19 protein-coding genes are annotated in these 16,530 nt (G+C 50.6%); 9 read left to right on the forward strand and 10 right to left on the reverse strand.

Annotated elements, in window-relative coordinates; all coding sequences use genetic code 11:
- Positions 1-18 precede the first annotated feature (18 nt).
- From FJ147_12175 to FJ147_12195, 5 genes are all read left to right on the forward strand, one after another.
- Positions 19-1,149, forward strand: a complete 1,131-nt coding sequence (locus FJ147_12175) for a hypothetical protein (GenBank protein MBM4256638.1) — start codon at positions 19-21, stop codon at positions 1,147-1,149.
- A gap of 437 nt (positions 1,150-1,586) precedes the next feature.
- Positions 1,587-2,699, forward strand: coding sequence for a hypothetical protein (locus tag FJ147_12180; protein ID MBM4256639.1), 1,113 nt, complete (start codon positions 1,587-1,589; stop codon positions 2,697-2,699).
- 9 nt (positions 2,700-2,708) lie between these two features.
- On the forward strand, positions 2,709-3,347 hold the full coding sequence (locus FJ147_12185) for a hypothetical protein (GenBank protein MBM4256640.1): 639 nt from the start codon (positions 2,709-2,711) through the stop codon (positions 3,345-3,347).
- 111 nt (positions 3,348-3,458) lie between these two features.
- Positions 3,459-4,292: a hypothetical protein gene (locus FJ147_12190; GenBank protein MBM4256641.1), complete on the forward strand. Its 834-nt coding sequence runs from the start codon at positions 3,459-3,461 to the stop codon at positions 4,290-4,292.
- Positions 4,289-5,047, forward strand: coding sequence for a hypothetical protein (locus FJ147_12195; GenBank protein MBM4256642.1), 759 nt, complete (start codon positions 4,289-4,291; stop codon positions 5,045-5,047). The genes FJ147_12190 and FJ147_12195 overlap by 4 nt, the downstream gene beginning before the upstream one ends.
- A gap of 75 nt (positions 5,048-5,122) precedes the next feature.
- On the opposite strand, the gene FJ147_12200 is transcribed toward FJ147_12195, so the two are convergent.
- The 7 genes from FJ147_12200 to FJ147_12230 form a co-directional block, all read right to left on the reverse strand.
- Positions 5,123-5,536 (reverse strand): 50S ribosomal protein L19, encoded by a 414-nt coding sequence (locus FJ147_12200; protein MBM4256643.1) that lies wholly within the window; start codon positions 5,534-5,536, stop codon positions 5,123-5,125.
- A gap of 171 nt (positions 5,537-5,707) precedes the next feature.
- The gene (locus FJ147_12205) at positions 5,708-6,268 is read right to left on the reverse strand and encodes an RNA methyltransferase (protein MBM4256644.1); all 561 of its coding nucleotides are present in this window, start codon (positions 6,266-6,268) and stop codon (positions 5,708-5,710) included.
- Between the two features lie 142 nt (positions 6,269-6,410).
- Positions 6,411-7,148 (reverse strand): tRNA (guanosine(37)-N1)-methyltransferase TrmD, encoded by a 738-nt coding sequence (gene trmD, locus FJ147_12210; protein MBM4256645.1) that lies wholly within the window; start codon positions 7,146-7,148, stop codon positions 6,411-6,413.
- A 178-nt stretch (positions 7,149-7,326) separates the two neighbouring features.
- The gene (rimM, locus tag FJ147_12215; GenBank protein ID MBM4256646.1) at positions 7,327-7,905 is read right to left on the reverse strand and encodes a 16S rRNA processing protein RimM; all 579 of its coding nucleotides are present in this window, start codon (positions 7,903-7,905) and stop codon (positions 7,327-7,329) included.
- Positions 7,847-8,083: a KH domain-containing protein gene (locus tag FJ147_12220; GenBank protein ID MBM4256647.1), complete on the reverse strand. Its 237-nt coding sequence runs from the start codon at positions 8,081-8,083 to the stop codon at positions 7,847-7,849. Before FJ147_12220 ends, rimM begins: the two co-directional genes overlap by 59 nt.
- Positions 8,084-8,111: 28 nt before the next feature.
- On the reverse strand, positions 8,112-8,360 hold the full coding sequence (rpsP, locus tag FJ147_12225; protein ID MBM4256648.1) for a 30S ribosomal protein S16: 249 nt from the start codon (positions 8,358-8,360) through the stop codon (positions 8,112-8,114).
- A gap of 30 nt (positions 8,361-8,390) precedes the next feature.
- Complete coding sequence (locus FJ147_12230; GenBank protein ID MBM4256649.1) at positions 8,391-9,728, reverse strand: signal recognition particle protein; 1,338 nt, start codon at positions 9,726-9,728, stop codon at positions 8,391-8,393.
- Between the two features lie 115 nt (positions 9,729-9,843).
- Here FJ147_12230 and FJ147_12235 point away from each other — a divergent pair, with 115 nt between their 5' ends.
- The 4 genes from FJ147_12235 (at position 9,844) to FJ147_12250 (ending at position 13,413) form a co-directional block, all read left to right on the forward strand.
- Positions 9,844-10,431 (forward strand): cytochrome c maturation protein CcmE, encoded by a 588-nt coding sequence (locus FJ147_12235; GenBank protein MBM4256650.1) that lies wholly within the window; start codon positions 9,844-9,846, stop codon positions 10,429-10,431.
- Between the two features lie 99 nt (positions 10,432-10,530).
- Complete coding sequence (locus FJ147_12240; GenBank protein ID MBM4256651.1) at positions 10,531-12,531, forward strand: heme lyase CcmF/NrfE family subunit; 2,001 nt, start codon at positions 10,531-10,533, stop codon at positions 12,529-12,531.
- Between the two features lie 66 nt (positions 12,532-12,597).
- Entirely contained in the window at positions 12,598-13,068 is a 471-nt protein-coding gene (locus FJ147_12245) for a hypothetical protein (GenBank protein ID MBM4256652.1), read from the forward strand.
- A gap of 42 nt (positions 13,069-13,110) precedes the next feature.
- Complete coding sequence (locus FJ147_12250) at positions 13,111-13,413, forward strand: hypothetical protein (GenBank protein ID MBM4256653.1); 303 nt, start codon at positions 13,111-13,113, stop codon at positions 13,411-13,413.
- A 26-nt stretch (positions 13,414-13,439) separates the two neighbouring features.
- Here FJ147_12250 and FJ147_12255 read toward each other — a convergent pair whose 3' ends face one another.
- From FJ147_12255 to FJ147_12265, 3 genes are all read right to left on the reverse strand, one after another.
- Complete coding sequence (locus FJ147_12255) at positions 13,440-13,643, reverse strand: cold shock domain-containing protein (GenBank protein MBM4256654.1); 204 nt, start codon at positions 13,641-13,643, stop codon at positions 13,440-13,442.
- 82 nt (positions 13,644-13,725) lie between these two features.
- A complete protein-coding gene (locus tag FJ147_12260) occupies positions 13,726-15,669 on the reverse strand; it encodes a DNA-binding response regulator (GenBank protein MBM4256655.1) in 1,944 nt (647 codons plus the stop codon).
- Positions 15,670-15,681: 12 nt separating this feature from the next.
- Positions 15,682-16,449: a hypothetical protein gene (locus tag FJ147_12265; GenBank protein MBM4256656.1), complete on the reverse strand. Its 768-nt coding sequence runs from the start codon at positions 16,447-16,449 to the stop codon at positions 15,682-15,684.
- Positions 16,450-16,530 lie beyond the last annotated feature (81 nt).

The raw sequence follows: 16,530 nt of genomic DNA on the forward strand, positions 1-16,530 counted from the left end.
TTTAATTAAAGCGAAGCCATGGCACATTCCTACACTCCCGGCCTACGTGTCACTCCCGACACGGTCATTCGTAAACGGCGTGTTCTCTCGATTCCTGGCGAGGTTCTTGTCACCGAAGGTGAGCAGGTTACGGCAACGACAGTAGTTGCGCAAACCGCGCTTCCAGGAAAAGTCTACCCTGTTAATGTGGCCAATAAGCTGAGTATTACCCCAAGCGAGATCCTCACCTACATGAGAAAACGTGAAGGTGAGACTGTCACAAAAGATGAAGCCTTTGCCGAAAACGCCCCGTTCATCAAGTGGTTCAAAACGCAGGTACGTGCACCTATCTCGGGCACCCTTGAAAGTATCTCGCACGTCACTGGTCAAGTTTTCTTACGGGAACCACCGCAGGTCATACAACTGTCGGCGTATATTGACGGTCACATTGTCGAGGTTACTCCCACACACGGCGCCGTCGTTGAATCCCAGTGCGCGTTTGTGCAAGGGATCTTTGGAGTGGGAGGTGAAACAGCTGGCAAGATTACTCTTGCGGTCACAACCCCAGATGAAGTCTTAACGGCGGATCATCTCACACCAGCACATCAAGGTCAGATTGTCGTCGGTGGCGCACTGGCGCAGAAGGAGGCTTTTGCCCGCGCTCGCGAATTGGGGATCAGTGCACTGGTAGTTGGTGGTGTACATGACCGTGACCTGCGCGATCTTTTAGGCTATGACCTCGGCGTGGCGATTACCGGCACGGAGAAAATTGGCTTTACCCTCATCATCACCGAAGGTTTCGGCACGATTCCGATGGCGAAACGAACCTTCGAGTTACTCGCTGCGAAAAGTGGGCAGCAAGCTTCATGCAGCGGTGCGACACAAATCCGGGCTGGTGTCATCAGGCCGGAGATCATAATCCCGCAAGGAGGAGAGCCGTTCCACGTTCCACGTTCCACGTTCCACGTTTCGGAGGGCGGAATCAAAGTCGGCGATACGATCCGTATTATTCGCGAGCCGTACTTTGGTGCGATTGCACGTATAAAGGACTTGCCCTCAGAGCTACAAAAGATTCCCACCGAAAGCCCGGCACGCGTGCTGGTGGCGACCTTACCTGATGGACAAGATGTGACAATTCCACGGGCGAATGTGGAAATGATTGAGGAGTAGCAGTGAGGTTAGAGGCTAGAGGCTGGAGACTAGTAAAGCGAAGAGATCCACTGAAGAGCTGTCGCCTTGGGTCATCGCGAGCCCTTCGACTTTGCTCAGGACAGGCTCCGCGAAGCAATCTTTGTTTTCCACAGAGATTGCTTCATCGCTTACCGCTCCTCGCAATGACACGGTTTCCCAGGCCCTGTAGATTTCCACCAAATGAAGCAATTTGTGTTCTTCTTATCTGGTTCTTGTCTCTCCTGCTTTCTTATCCACTGACCTCTATTGCCCAAGACGACATAAGAGAACCTGTCAACTTACATATAGAGGCATTCGATATACCAGGCGATGATGGCAGTAGTATTAGTCTCCACTGGATAATCAGAGGCAGGGGTGTCTCCTCGAGAGGGTACGATATTTCTTTCGCTGCTCGCGTTGAAGCGGTTGCTAAGCTTTTGCGGAGTCAAGAATTTCCAGAAGTTCCTGGCTCTGTTTATCGAGTTCTCGTCAGTGATCCAGAAACTGGCCGTTTTAGACCAATCGCCGAACTGCCAGCCAACAAACATTATGAAACTGACATCCCTGGTCCGTGGTGGGTGTGGGGTGAGAAGCGAAAGGACGTTCACTTCTTTCAAGTGAAATCAAGCACAGACCTCCCGTTGATAAACGGCAACCCCTACCTCTTCCAAATTGTCCTCACTGATGGACAATATAGCCTAGAAAGCCGAGTTGTCCTTGTCACTCCGCAAGCCAACCTGTTCAATTGGTCAAAACTGAACAACCTGATACTGATGCTTGCCTTTGGTGGAGTTGTCTTATTTTCCATTCGTCGTGCGCGAAGCAACCCCAACATTTTCTTGCGTCGTATTCCTGGACTCGATGCCGTCGAAGAGGCAGTGGGACGCGCGACAGAAATGGGCAAACCAGTGCTGTACCTCACAGGCAGCGGCGAGCTGAATGGCAGCGGCGACCCCTCAAACCTCTCGACGATCGCATCCACGATCATCCTTGGCGAAGTAGCAAAACGAGTCGCTGCGTATGGATCGGAACTAAAAGTTCCGCACCGAGCAGCGATCGTCATGGCCATCTGTCAAGAAATCGTTCACGAATCGTACCTCCTCGCCGGACGACCGGATGCCTACAGAGACGACACCAACTTTTTCATTACGCGTGACCAGTTTGCCTACACCGCAGCCGTTGATGGCATCATGTTACGAGAAAAACCAGCAGCGAATTTTTTCATGGGATACTATTATGCGGAATCTCTCTTGCTTGCCGAAACCGGCACGGCGACAGGCGCAATTCAGATTGCCGGCACCGATGCCGAAGCCCAGCTGCCGTTCTTTATCGCCTCGTGTGATTACACCTTGATCGGCGAAGAACTCTATGCCGCCAGTGCCTATCTCTCACGGGAACCCGCCCTGGTCGGCGCGTTGCGTGGACAAGACCTGGGAAAAGGTGTGCTGCTTGGGGTTTTGCTGCTTGGAACAGCGCTCATCACCATTGGTGACCTTTTCCAGATCCCCATCGTTCGCACTATTCTCCAGTTGTTTAGTGATTTCAAATAGGAGCCGCCTGTGACGTTCTGGACACGTTCTCTTCCGGTCGCGATTACGTTTTTTTTCGGTGTACTGTTAACCGTACAATACTATGTTCCCCATCCAGCGTCGGAATCCCTACTCAGCGAGTTGTCGGTGTGGAATCAAATCATTGCTGGGTTTGCCCTTATTCTTGGCGCAGCCAGCTTGCTTCAGACACATACGCTGAAGATCAGGCGCCGAGAAGCCGGGTGGGGATACAGTGCCGTCATGTATGTCTCCATGTTCGCCATGCTCGGCGCAGGAATCTGGTCCGAGGGGAAGACCGAAGGCACCATCTTTGGTTGGTTGTATGATTATGTGATGGTCGCGCTGCAGGGTACGATGTTTTCACTACTAGCATTCTTCATTGCCTCGGCTGCGTATCGGGCATTCCGCGCCCGCACGATTGAGTCAGCTATCTTATTGCTCGCCGCCGTTTTGGTGATGTTCGGTCGTGTCCCGCTTGGTGAATACATTCTCTCGGGTGTTGGTCAGATCTCTGACTGGATCATGAGTGTTCCTAACACTGCGGCGCAACGCGGCATTCTCATTGGCGTCAGCCTCGGTGGTATCGCCACCTCGATCAAGATTATTTGTGGGATTGAACGGTCGTATCTCGGGCAGGGAAAAGAGTAAGAAGCAACAGTCTTTAGGAAAGACGAGCTCGTGTTTCGTGAAACATGAAACCCAAAACATGAAACGAGAAACCAGAAGCTCCTGTGACTTCGGCGGCCGGACGTAAAATTTATGTACGCATTAGCTCTGCGCCTTCTTCGCCTCGATCGCCGGATCATCTTTCTCCTGGTCGGCTTAGCGACGCTGCTACCGTTGCTGTATCCCATCGGTCTGCCGATTCGTGTGTCACCAGAAGTGCAGAAAGTCTATGATTACATGGAACAGCTGCCATCAGGCACGCTGGTACTCCTATCTTTTGACTTCGAACCCGGTGGAAAACCAGAACTGGCACCGATGGCGATTGCACTGTTACGACATGCGTTCCAACGTGAGCTCAAAGTCTTAGGCATGACCCTGTGGCCCGCAGGGACTGGACTTGCAGAATCGCTGTTGGCCCAAGTTGCCCACGAACGCGGGAAACAACGGGGCGCAGATTACGTGTACCTGGGATATGCTCCTGGTGACTCGAACGCGATTATCAGCATGGGACAAGATTTTCATGCGGCATTTCCAACCGATTACTACGGCACCAAGATCAGCGACATCCCCTTGCTCGCGAAGATCCGCTCTCTGCGTGATATTCCCTATGTGATCAGCCTGACTGTGGGGTTCCCTGGGATCGACACCTGGTATGTGTATGGCAAAGAAAAGCATGGGTTTGAACTTGGTGGCGGTTGTACGGCAGTCAGTGCTCCCCGTTTCTACCCCTTGCTGCACACCGGGCAGATTAACGGTCTCCTCAGCGGCCTTCGTGGAGCCGCTGAGTATGAAATTCTCTTAGGACAAGAAGGAAAAGCGGTCGCGGGGATGGATGCACAATCGGCGACTCACTTTCTCATCATTGCCCTTCTTGCCCTGTGTAACAGCGTGTATTTTCTCACTCGCCATACGAGAGGAGGACGATGATGAGTACATCTCTACTCTGCGGGGTATGGATTGCTGTGGGCTTGAGTCTGTTCACCTACACCTTTCTCTACAAAGACAATCCATTCTTCAAGTTGGCTGAGCATATATTTGTTGGCGTGTCCGTCGGTTATCTCCTGACCATTACGCATTACGAAGTGATAGTGAAAAAGCTCTACACGCCGATGGTCTATCAAGGCAACGGCTGGCTGATCATCCCAACGCTGTTAGGGTTCATGATGTTAGCGCATGTGATTCCCCGGCTATCGTGGATGAGCCGTATTACCTTTGCTTTCGTCCTGGGCATGAGCTCTGGTATCGCCATTCCCCGCATCATCTCTTCTTTCATTTTGCAGCAGGTGCAAGGGACGATGAAGCCACTCATCACCGTCAGTGAAAATAGTTGGCTATTCACACTGGCGAATCTCAATTCACTGCTGATTCTCGTTGGTGTCGTGAGTGTGCTCTTTTATTTCTTCTTCTCGATTGAACACACTGGCGCAGTGCGGCGAGTGGCACGGATCGGCATTTACTTTTTGATGGTCTCGTTCGGGGCTGCGTTTGGCTACACTGTGATGGCACGCATGTCGCTCTTGATTGGCCGCTTCGACGAACTGATTACGTACTCTTCAGCAGCGTATGGGTATGCAACGTTGGTGTCACTGGCTGCGGTCATTATTGGCTTGGCGTGGTGGGAACGGGGGCAGAGAACGGGGGCAGCCGAAGGGGAAATGAAGGAAGACAATAATTCTGTTTGAAACGCGGATTGAGGAATCATCCCCCTTCGTGTAGAGACACCTCGGCGCGGCGTCTCTACAAAGAGGTCTGCAACCTTACGACTGCGCCGGTGCCGTCTCGGCTGGCGCTGCTTCAGGAGTTTCGGAAGCACCGCTGGTTGGCACGACTCGTTCCCCTTTGATGCGTGCAGCTTTTCCAGACAGATTACGCAAGTAATAGAGCTTCGCACGCCGGACACGACCGATAGTCGTGACTTCAACTTTGTCGATGCGGGGGGAATGCAGCGGAAAGACACGCTCGACACCCACGCCATAGGAAATCTTGCGGACAGTAAACGACGCACGGCTACCAGAATTTGATCGTGCGATCACCACACCTTCGAACACCTGGATACGTTCCTTATCACCCTCGATAATTTTGGCATGGACACGGACAGTATCTCCCGGCTTAAATTTCGGAATGTCGGTGCGACATTGGGCTTTTTCAATATCTGCAATAATGGGGTTCATCCTTAGCCTCCAAGCGATCAGCATTCAGCTATCAGCTCGGACGGCCAGAAATGAGAAGAGTACGGCCTGGAGGTCAAGACAAAGGAGCTGCTCTTTATCTTTTCGGTCCCCAAATCTAGCCGCTATCTTTTGTTGAAAGCTGATGGCCGAAAGCTAATAGCTAGGCCTTTCTTACCGTTCCCCCCGAAGACGGTCAAGCAGGATAGCCGCGGCGGCACGCACCGAGAGATGATTATAGTCGGTAACTCCTCGTATTGGTTCGAGAATATAATCGGCCCGGTCAAGCACCGCTTCGGTCAATCCCCAACCAGTGCCAAACAAGAAGAGGAGTGGCTGGCCTGATGCTGCCACTTTCTCACGGATCTCGGCAAACGCAATTCGTCGTGCTCCAGCACGTGCCGACGTCGCCACTAATCGCGGTGTTTCTCCAGTGTCTTTCTGAATCATCTGTACCGTCGCATCAATGTCATCAGCCAAGGCCACCAATGAGAGGGCATCTTTGCGGGTTTCATTGTAAGTGCTGCCGTAGCCACGTTCCCAGTGATCGAGAATCTTTTGTGCTAGTAACCGCAGGGTCCGTGTCGGAGTCACGACAAAGTAACGCTTCACGCCATACGTCCGTGCTGACCGGGCAATGTCATGAATATCCATGTTGGTGATCGAGGTTGTCACCACTTTGTGGTCGCGGTCGTACACCGGGTAGTGGACAAGGGCGATGTAGATGTCGGCCATGGTCTTAAATGGGACTAGGGACTAGCGGCTTGGGGCTTGTTATAGGGGAAAATGATGAATGATGAAAGATGAATGAAAACGTCCTTGGAATTCCTTGTTTGCCGTTCATCGTTCCGCGTTCTGCATTCATTCTTGCTCTTCCCTACTGACTCCGCTTTCCTGTCTTGAATTGCTCCAGCCACCGCCGTTCCTCTTCAGTGATGTCTGCCGTCGCGAGCAAGTCAGGACGTTGTTCCAGGGTTCGTAGTAATGATTGCTGACGCCGCCAGGTAGCGATCTCCGCATGATGACCAGACAACAGCACTTCTGGCACCAATATCCCGCGGAACTCTTCCGGTCGAGTGTACTGTGGGTATTCTAACAATCCGTGACTAAACGATTCATCGGCTACCGACTCCTGTCGACCAACCACCCCAGGAATGAGGCGTGCGACGGCATCGATGACCACCAAGGCCGCCATCTCTCCGCCACTGAGGATATAATCACCAATGGAAATCTCTTCATCGACAAACAAGCGAATACGTTCATCCACCCCTTCATAACGCCCGCACAGCAGTACCAGTGTTTCTCGTTGCGCGAGTTCCATCACCTTCGCTTGCGTCAAGGTTTTTCCCTGGGGAGAAAGAAAAATGCGCCACGGCTGCGACAGTGACTGGCAAACCCCTTCAAGAGCGGCAACCACAGGTTCAGGTTTCATGACCATGCCCTGCCCCCCACCGTAGGGCGTATCATCGACCGTGCGATGTTTTCCAGTGGCGTAGTCGCGCAGATTATGCACCGTGCAGGACAGGATTCCCTTCTCTTGCGCTTTTTTGAGCAGGCTAGCCGATAAGGGGGAAGCAAACATCTCGGGGAAAATTGTCAAAACGTGAAATTGCATGGGGTGAGTCTACCTGGGGAAAACACAGCAGTGGATGACTGTATAACGCGACCAAACGATTGTGTCATCCTGAATGGAGCGAAGAATCCTTCTGAGAGACCCTTCGCGGAGTTTATCCTGAGCGCAGTCGAAGGGCTCAGGGTGGCTTTCCGATACGTCAATCTGTTGTTGCTTGATCTTAATCCAACAACCCGGCCATCGGCTCAATCACAATCTGTTTTCCAGGTATATCGAGAAGCCGAACGATCTCTTCAGTCACCGGAATGAGGTATTCTTTTTCTCCCGCTTGGACAACCCAGATATCATGTCCGCCAGAGAAAAAAACTTGCGAGATCACTCCGATCTCCCGACCAGCAGTAGTGCGCACCGGAAGTCCGATGACCTGATAATAGTAAAATTCCCCTTCATGCGCTGGCGGTAAGACAGACTCGTCCACTGCCAGGACCTGGTCACGCAGGCATTCTGCTTGTTCTAGTGAGTCTATCGTCGCAAATTTTAACAGCACGAAAGGCCGGTGCGGGCGTAGGCTCACAACCCGGTATGGCTGTGCTGCACCATCTTTCTCCTGAAGAAAGACCGTTAGTCCCTTGACCACAGTCTGACAGGGGAAAGTGTAGGGAAGAAAGCGAACCTCCCCACGTACGCCATGAGTGTTCACCACCCGACCCAACGGGATTAACCGCGCTGAGTCAGTAAGGTTACTTTTCTTCGACGATTTCGAGGACAACTTTACGATTGGTTCGTGAGGCAACCGCATTCAACAACGTGCGAATCGATTTGGCGGTACGCCCCTGTTTTCCAATAATCCGGCCAAGGTCATCTTTCGCCACCCTGAGTTCGAGAATCGCAGCGGTTTCGCCTTGAATCTCCTTCACCTCAACCTCATCAGGATGGTTTACCAGGGCTTTGGCCAAGTATATGACAAGTTCTTTCATTGCATTCCCCCCCCCACCAGCTTCGAGGTTAGGCAGCTGTTGCTTGCGACACTTTCTTAATGAGTCGAGCAACAGTGTCAGTTGGTTGCGCTCCATTCTGTAGCCACTTCTCGAGCTTTTCCTTCTTAATTTGCACCCCCGCCGGATTCTGCATCGGATCGTAGGTACCAATGAGTTCAATGTACCGTCCATCGCGTGGCGAACGAGCATCGGCCACTACGATACGATAAAAAGGCTTCTTCTTTGCTCCATGACGGGCCAATCGAATTTTTACCATCCTGCCGTTATCCATTCTCCCAAATAGAGACTAGAACCACTTGCCCAATTTTCCTTTTGCTCCCATTTGGGTAAATTTTCTCATCATTTTTTTGGCGTCAAGATATTGCTTGAGGAAACGATTGACGTCATTCACAGACGTTCCACTTCCATTCGCTATCCGTCGCCGGCGACCACCGTTGAGGATTTCTGGTTTCTGCCGCTCCTCTCGCGTCATTGAACTGATGATCGCCTCGATCCGCTTAAATTCCTTCTCTGCAGCATTCATATCTGCTCCCTGCATGAGTTTCTTCCCACCAGGAAGCATTGCCACAAGATCAGTCATGGACCCCATTTTCTTCAACATGCGTAACTGATCTTGAAAATCCTCTAACGTGAACTGATTCTTCCGCAGCTTCTTTTCCAGCGCCTCAGCTTGCTTCTGATCATAGAGTTTCTCAGCCTTCTCAATGAGTGACAACATGTCACCCATGCCGAGAATACGAGAAGCAGCTCGGTCTGGATAGAACGCCTCTAACGCATCAAGTTTCTCACCGACTCCGACAAACAGGATCGGTTTCCCAGTCACAGAGCGGAGCGAGAGTGCGGCACCACCACGCGCATCTCCCTCTACCTTGGTAAGGATAACGCCGTCAAGGGCTATCCGTGCATGAAAGCCGCTCGCAACATTTACCGCCTCTTGGCCAGTCATGGCGTCGGCGACCAAAAGGACCTGGTGAGGATCGACTGTGGACCGCATCCGTTCCAGTTCAGTCATCAACTCGTCATCGATTTGCAACCGGCCAGCCGTATCGATAATCACCACATCACACGCTTGGCGGCGGGCAGCTTCAACCCCAGCTTTGGCAATAGCAACAGGATCACCAGCAGAACCATCCTGCGGCGTAGGGTGCACAGGGATACCGATATCTTTGGCGATAATCTGCAACTGATCGATTGCCGCAGGGCGATACGTATCTGCCGGCACCAGATACGGTGACCGTTTCAACTCGGTTTTCAAATAACGAGCGAGCTTGCCTGAGGTTGTCGTCTTGCCAGAACCATTCAGCCCAACCAACATGAGAACTACGGGGGGTGCCGCAGACAAGTTCAACTCTGTTCGCTCTCCCCCTAACAGAGCGACGAGTTCGCTATGAACGATCTTGATAAAGTGCTGTTCAGGGGTGAGGCTTGCCAGTACTTCCTGTCCGAGGGCTTGCCCTTTGACTCGGTCGATGAAGTCTTTAACAACCTCGAAGTTAACATCAGCTTCGAGCAGCGCCAGGCGCACTTCGCGCAAGGCGTCCTCGATATTTTTTTCTGTGATCTTGCCGTGGCCGCGTAGGCGACGGAACACAGACTCAAGCTTTTCGCCAAGAGATTCGAACATACTGCCGACTTAGCATTTAATACAGGGTTTGTAGGTCCTCCCCAAATATAGAATGCATCAGCGAAAGTCAATCAATTCCTTTGATTCTTCTTAAGATTGCGCATTTTCGTATATTATGCAGTCAGAGATTCCCCTTGTTTCTCTTCTCAATAGGATAATGAGAGTTACTTTTTTGACAGTAGATGAGAGAGAAGGCACCTCCCTTTCTTGCACGGAGAAAAGAAAAAGGGTACCTGTGAGTTTACTTATGTCTAAACAGAGACAATTTCTCATTGGAATCGCACTCATTGTTGGAGCGGTCGGGTACCTGATGTACACGAGTATCCGCGAGACCAGTTTGTACTACCTGACCATTGAAGAATTCACCACGAAAAAGGCGACGTTAACCAATGAAGGGGTTCGCGTTGCTGGACGAGTGGGAACAGGATCAATGAATTGGGATCCGAAGGATTTACGCTTGCAGTTCCTCCTCGGCTCCTTCAAGGAAGGTGAACCTGCTCAGGCCGTACCGGTTCACTATCAGGGTATATTACCGGACATGTTCGCCGAAGGACGCGATGTGATCGTTGAAGGTCGCTACAGTCATGAAAACATCCTTGAAGCCAAGACCATCATGACGAGTTGCCCATCAAAGTATGAAGCAGAGAAAGCAGGAGATAGGGCTCAGGAGTCGGGGGCGGGTGAAAAGAAAGCGGTTAACTAGTAGGAGTCGACGCCCCTTCGTCATTGCTCGCGTAGTGGCTTTCTCGGAGAACTTCTTTGTTTTGACTTCAGACCCTGGACGCCGGACTCTGGACTCACTATGACACACCTTGGAACTTTAGCACTCGCACTGGCCTTTGTTCTTGCTACTTATTCGATCTGTATGAGCGTGTGGGGAGCGATCTCGCGACGAGAAATGTGGATCGCAAGCGCTACCAATGCAGCCCATGCTGTATTTGGTTGCGTGGTGATCGCAGTTATCGCGCTTCTCAATGCCCTGCTGACGCACGACTTCAACGTCGAATACGTCTCTTCCTACTCTAGCTCAACGCTTCCAGTCCAATACACGGTCGCTTCGCTCTGGGGCGGACAGAAAGGCTCGCTGCTCTTTTGGACCTTTATTCTGACGATCTTTTCGACAATCGTTCTCCTCCAGAACCGCAACAAGAATCGTGAACTCATGCCCTATGTGACGGCCACCCTTATGGTCATCACACTGTTCTTTCTCGGCATGCTCAATTTCATCACCCCACCGTTTGAACGGCTCTCGTTCACACCCAAAGAAGGCTCGGATCTTAACCCGTTGTTACAAAATTACTGGATGACATTGCATCCACCATCGTTGTACCTCGGGTACGTCAGTGCCTCGGTACCATTTGCATTCGCGATTGCAGCCCTGGTCACCGGTAAGCTCGGCGATGTGTGGATTCGCACTACCCGACGTTGGGCACTGACATCATGGTTCTTCCTGTCCATCGGCAACCTGCTTGGTGGGCGCTGGGCGTATGAAGTACTCGGCTGGGGTGGATATTGGGCCTGGGACCCAGTGGAGAACGCAGCAATTATGCCGTGGTTTACCGCGTCAGCGTATCTTCACTCCGTTATGATTCAAGAAAAGAAAAATATGCTGAAGGTGTGGAATATGGTCCTGGTTATCCTTACCTTTGCATTAACCATCTTTGGCACCTTTCTCACTCGCAGTGGTGTCATCTCATCGGTGCACTCATTCACCCAATCTGGCCTTGGTCCGTACTTCATGGCGTTCCTGATCCTTACGCTCGTCGTCTCGCTCGGACTGTTATTCTATCGCCTTCCCGAGTTGAAGAGCGAAAATGAACTTGATTCTCTCCTCTCGCGCGAAGCCGCATTTCTGTTAAATAACTGGGTGTTAGTTGGGTTAGCGTTTGCGACCTTCTGGGGGACGGTGTTCCCGGTGCTGTCGGAATGGGTACGCGGCGTGAAGATCACGGTTGGTCCGCCATTTTTCAACAAAGTGAATGGGCCACTTGGAGTCTTGCTGCTGTTGCTGACTGGTATCGGCCCCGTCATCGCCTGGCGGCGGGCAAGTGCCAAAAGCTTGCAACGCAATTTCACTATCCCATTGATTGCAGGAGTGTTGTTCGGCGCCCTCTTTTTTGTTTTCGGCTATCGCAACTACTACGCTATCGTCATCTTGTCGTTGTGCGGGTTTGTCGCAGGAGCCATTTTCTCAGAGTTTTTCCGTGGCACCCGTGCACGCCAAACAATTTTGCATGAGAGTTCTCCCCAAGCGTTTGGTCGTTTGGTTAGTAAAAATCCGCGACGCTATGGTGGCTATATCGTTCACATCGGGGTTGTCCTCATTTTTATTGGTATTGCTGGCTCCTCATTTTTCAAGATTGAAAAGCAGATTTCCTTGAAGCCTGGTGAAACGATGGAAGCTGGCCGTTACACCCTCAAGTATGAGGGCATCAAGAATAGTGAAGACGATCACGTGGCTATCCAAGCCGCAGTAGTTGCTGTTTCAGTCGAGGGACAGCAAATCGATACCATGCATCCAGAAAAGCGACTCTACAAACGACAGAACCAGCCCACCACGGAAGTCGCGCTTCGTCAGACACTGCGTGAAGATCTCTACGTGGTTCTTGGAAGCTATGATGCCCCCTCACAATTGGCGACGTTACAGGTTTTTGTGAACCCGCTGCTTTCGTGGATTTGGATTGGTGGGATTATTTTGGTGCTGGGCACCTGTGTCACCATGATGCCGAGTCCAGCCGAACGGCAAGCCTTTGCCCAAGCACGAATACCGGCAAGCAGTGGCAGTGAAGTGATGACGGATTAAGGAAGAAGTCTAGAGTCTAGAGTCCATGGTCTAGACTCTAAAATCCAACGAGAAAAAGAAGCCGCAATGGGACGTATAATCAGGGTTATTTCGGTAATTTTTTTCCTCTCTCTTCCCGCCTCCGCTCAAACAACGGTTAACCCTACCGAAGTTGAGGAATCGCTCACGTGCCAATGTTCATGTGGCTTGACGGTTCATAGTTGCAATCACTTACAGTGCAGTTTTGCCGTTCCTGCCAAGCAAACGATTGTTGAACAATTTGGTCAAGGTGTAGCGAAAGAAACGATCCTCCAATCCTTTGTCACTAAATATGGAGAAAAAGTGTTGTCCGCCCCAACGACGGTAGGGTTCAATCTGGCAGCGTGGATCACTCCGTTTTTGGCGCTGATCGTTGGCGGAGTGGCTGTTGGTCTTGTCAGCCTGCGCTGGTCGCGTCAGCGAGCACGACAAGCTGCCCCAGAGAAAACCCCGACAGATCCGCAAACCGATCAATATCGCGATCGCTTAAAGAAAGAGTTGGAAACGTTTGATTCCTAATGTTTGCTTAGACTTTGGACCTTAGACCTTGGACTCTAGACCATGACCTTTGTACTTTACCTGCTTGGCCTTTTATTAGTCAGCGCGGTTGCCTTAGCGGTCTCTGCTCCGCTTTTCTCTTATAGTGCAGAACAAGCTCCTCTGCCTGAACCAGAAGACGAAACCGTGCGTTGGGAAAAACAAAAGGCCGACGCTTATAGTGCAATCAAAGAAGCAGAGTTCGATCAACAGATGGGTAAGCTCACCGACGAAGATTATCGGATATTACGCGAGAAGTACGAAACCCGAGCGCTTGAAGCGTTGGCGCAGTTAGATCGGATTGCTGCGGCAAGAAATTCGTCGTAAAGGCGCAACATGCTGCGCCTTTACCATTACCGGACCTTCACATTAAACGCCTGCGGTCCCTTCTCACCTGGACGGACCTGAAACTCAACATCATCGCCTTCACGCAGGTCTTCCCAGTAGAGTTTCGGGGCGAGTCGCGAACGGTTAAAAAACACATCCTCACCGCCATCGTCAGAGGTAATAAATCCGAAGCCTTTGTCCTTCAGAATCTTCTTAATGGTTCCGGTCATAACACGAGTCCCCCACAGAAATACTCCTCTTGATCTAGTAGCACGAAGCAAAACAAACACAACAGCGTCTCGTCAAAAGGAACTAGCTGTTATTTGGACGTGGAATAAGCCGGTAACCTCTTTCTTCAGTAAGGATGTATTGAGGATGACTAGGGTCTATTTCAATTTTCTCCCGCAGACGACGGATCGCCGTGTCTAGCCGTCCACCAAGACTTGTATTCGTCTCGTCATATTTCAATTCAAAGACACGCTCGAATATGTCCTTCCGCTCACAAAGTCGATTGGCATGTTCGTAAAGAGTTAAAAGAAGTTCATAGGCCTTTGGAGAAAGGCGAATCGGAAAGCCCTCTATCATCACAACCTTTTTACTCTTGTCGATCTGAATGCCGGATTTTTCCTTCACTTTTGCAGAACTAAGTTTACTGCATAACATGGACGCAGCCACAAGGACGTGAACAAAGCGGGCTAATTCATTTGCAGTCATTAGAAGTGATTGGTCATATTGTAGAAGGCGACTCGTTGCCTGAAACAACATTTCTAGATGATATGATGATGGATCACTCCCTACTGTCGGAGCCGCGGCCTTTCGGATAAGTTGGACTGCACCTACCACCTTCCGTACCGGTGCCTCCAGGTCTGTTGTATCCAAACGAGCGAAATCTCCATTAGTGAGACGTTGCTCGAGGGCATGACACCACTGAAAAGGTACAGTTTCTAACCAGTCAAATCGCAGAGCAGCTTCAAGCGTAATAGAGTTCCACAGAACCGGCGCTTTCCCCGCATGAGCAAAATCTGTTAACCAAATGCGTCCTTCGACATCAACGAGAATGTTGTCTCCAGACAGTTCTCCCGGTGTGTTTATCAACAACACTGGTTGTTCAAGATCAAAATCCTGAAAGAAAAACGGCAGAGGATCTGGGTACGTATATTTTTGCTCGTAAAACTGAACGTTTAACGATCCGGAAGAACGATCGAGTTGTACACCCTGTAAAGCGTTTTGCACTGAGAACTGAGAAAGAAGCGCATCCACTCGTCTCTTAAGGTCCATTTGCCTAAGGCTCGTTTGAGGCCATGAAACTCCTTCACGGTAGACTGTAGCCAGACGCTTTCCATCTTTACGAAAGCTCTGCGTTTGATGCCATGCAGGGAGCGTTTTCTGCAATATCGACGTTAACGCAGCTTGGAGAGGCTTTTCCGAATCCACCCGAAACAAGGCTTTTAGACTTTGCACCGCTTCGAGGTTCGCTCCAGCCAGCAAATAGGCATTTGCCGCGAAATGCGTAGTCTCGGCAGTCATGCTGAGACTAGTGTTCAGATTGTCCGATGCTTTCGGTGCGGCGTTTCTATAGTTCTGCACTTCAGTTTTGACCGTGGCATTTGCTCCGCAGACTACAACAAAAGCTTCTTGCGGAGCCTCTTCTTTGAACGCAAAGACAGAGAGCGCGATACGATCATCCTTCTTCCACAGCAAGCGGGTAATGCGAATCTTCTGCTTTTCAAAGAAGAGGCGACGAAAGAGATCAGTCAATTCCTCGGTTCGATTGCTCAGATATGCTCTTTCGAGTTGAGGTTCTACCAACGATACGAGATGGACAAATGAGCCGAGTTCTCGATTATTGAACTGAATGTTGAGCTCCCAATTGATACGAACGTGGTTGGCAAACGCATTCTCTACAGCTTGGAGCATGGCTTCCGGCCCCTCTGTTTTGTAGAGAAAATCCACAACGGCAATGTCTCGGAACGCCTCTCTGACGAGACTCGCAGTAGGATATCCAGTCAAGATGATCTTAGGAGTCGAACTTGGCGCTTCCCGAGCAAGCATTAAGCCACTCTTATCTTCCCCATCGTCATCGTCAGTGAGCCGTAGGTCAAGAATAGCTAAGTGTACCCAACTCGTTTGAAGACGAACGCGAGCTTCTTCGACAGAGTATGCTTTTACTACATCGTAATGATCGTCGAAAAACTCCGCACGGGTATCAAGAAAATCAGAGTCATTATCGGCAATCAGGATACAAGGTCGAACCACAAGCGGAACTCCTCAAGCCAGTCTATTCAGATCGATATTTAATCCTGCAGCTTTCATCTCTCTGGCAAGACTTAATTGCCAACTGGTTCCATCTGCGATGTCGATTGATATATACAACACGCCTTGATAATCGGAAGGAATACTAGTGCTAGCTTTATGAAGAGCACAGACTTTCCGGCTGCCAAGTTTCGCTACAAAATAACCGAGCTCAAAGATGACATTTTCCCGTGCCCTTGCAGTTGATTGCGTATCTCCTTGTGCTCCTCCAAAATCATCTGGTGTCAACAGAACAACTGCAAAAGCTACATTTGTAGCATCTTCAAGCTTTTGAATGACAGTTTGACCACGATTCGGGAGATCCCGTAATACCACGGGAAACAATCCAAGCTTTTCAAGGAACCCAGTGATGGTCTGTAACGTTCCTTCATCATGACCATGGACAACAAATACATTCCGTAGAAGAGAGGAGTGAATAGCTTTTAGCAGTTCCTCATCCCCCTCCGACTTTGCCACAAAATCCACTGCAGCGCTGTCACGAAATGCCTCCCTGACTAGATTGACGCTTGGGAATCCAGTCAGAATAATCTTCGGAATTGAAAGGGGAAACGCTTTAGCCAAGGTCAGCCCGCTCACATCCTTTTCATCATCATCGTTTTCTAATCGAATGTCAGTTATGAGAAGATCGACCTTGTAGCCACCTAGGAGTTGTTTAGGCGGTGGCAGGAAACAACTTACCGCAATAGTGATTGACCGGAGTGGAGAGCCTCTGCACAAGAGCAGGGATGAGAGACGAGACCATTGTGTGCTGGCTTCGGTCTAAGTATCGAAGTCTGGTCGAAGAGCTGGATGAACGCGGGCGAC

It is taken from the genome of Deltaproteobacteria bacterium, from assembly GCA_016874775.1.
Lineage (GTDB): Bacteria > Desulfobacterota > Binatia > Bin18 > Bin18 > VGTJ01.

Bases quoted from the DNA above. Each gene is read 5' to 3' on its own strand.
- rimM (MBM4256646.1), bottom strand. From the start codon at position 7,905: ATGCGGTTGCCTCACGAACCAATCGTAAAGTTGTCCTCGAAATCGTCG.
- FJ147_12245 (MBM4256652.1), top strand. From the start codon at position 12,598: ATGGGACGTATAATCAGGGTTATTTCGGTAATTTTTTTCCTCTCTCTT.
- FJ147_12255 (MBM4256654.1), bottom strand. From the start codon at position 13,643: ATGACCGGAACCATTAAGAAGATTCTGAAGGACAAAGGCTTCGGATTT.
- FJ147_12230 (MBM4256649.1), bottom strand. From the start codon at position 9,728: ATGTTCGAATCTCTTGGCGAAAAGCTTGAGTCTGTGTTCCGTCGCCTA.
- FJ147_12250 (MBM4256653.1), top strand. From the start codon at position 13,111: ATGACCTTTGTACTTTACCTGCTTGGCCTTTTATTAGTCAGCGCGGTT.
- FJ147_12205 (MBM4256644.1), bottom strand. From the start codon at position 6,268: ATGGCCGACATCTACATCGCCCTTGTCCACTACCCGGTGTACGACCGC.
- FJ147_12235 (MBM4256650.1), top strand. From the start codon at position 9,844: ATGCAGTCAGAGATTCCCCTTGTTTCTCTTCTCAATAGGATAATGAGA.
- FJ147_12200 (MBM4256643.1), bottom strand. From the start codon at position 5,536: ATGAACCCCATTATTGCAGATATTGAAAAAGCCCAATGTCGCACCGAC.
- trmD (MBM4256645.1), bottom strand. From the start codon at position 7,148: ATGCAATTTCACGTTTTGACAATTTTCCCCGAGATGTTTGCTTCCCCC.
- rpsP (MBM4256648.1), bottom strand. From the start codon at position 8,360: ATGGTAAAAATTCGATTGGCCCGTCATGGAGCAAAGAAGAAGCCTTTT.
- FJ147_12195 (MBM4256642.1), top strand. From the start codon at position 4,289: ATGATGAGTACATCTCTACTCTGCGGGGTATGGATTGCTGTGGGCTTG.
- FJ147_12175 (MBM4256638.1), top strand. From the start codon at position 19: ATGGCACATTCCTACACTCCCGGCCTACGTGTCACTCCCGACACGGTC.
- FJ147_12190 (MBM4256641.1), top strand. From the start codon at position 3,459: ATGTACGCATTAGCTCTGCGCCTTCTTCGCCTCGATCGCCGGATCATC.
- FJ147_12240 (MBM4256651.1), top strand. From the start codon at position 10,531: ATGACACACCTTGGAACTTTAGCACTCGCACTGGCCTTTGTTCTTGCT.
- FJ147_12220 (MBM4256647.1), bottom strand. From the start codon at position 8,083: ATGAAAGAACTTGTCATATACTTGGCCAAAGCCCTGGTAAACCATCCT.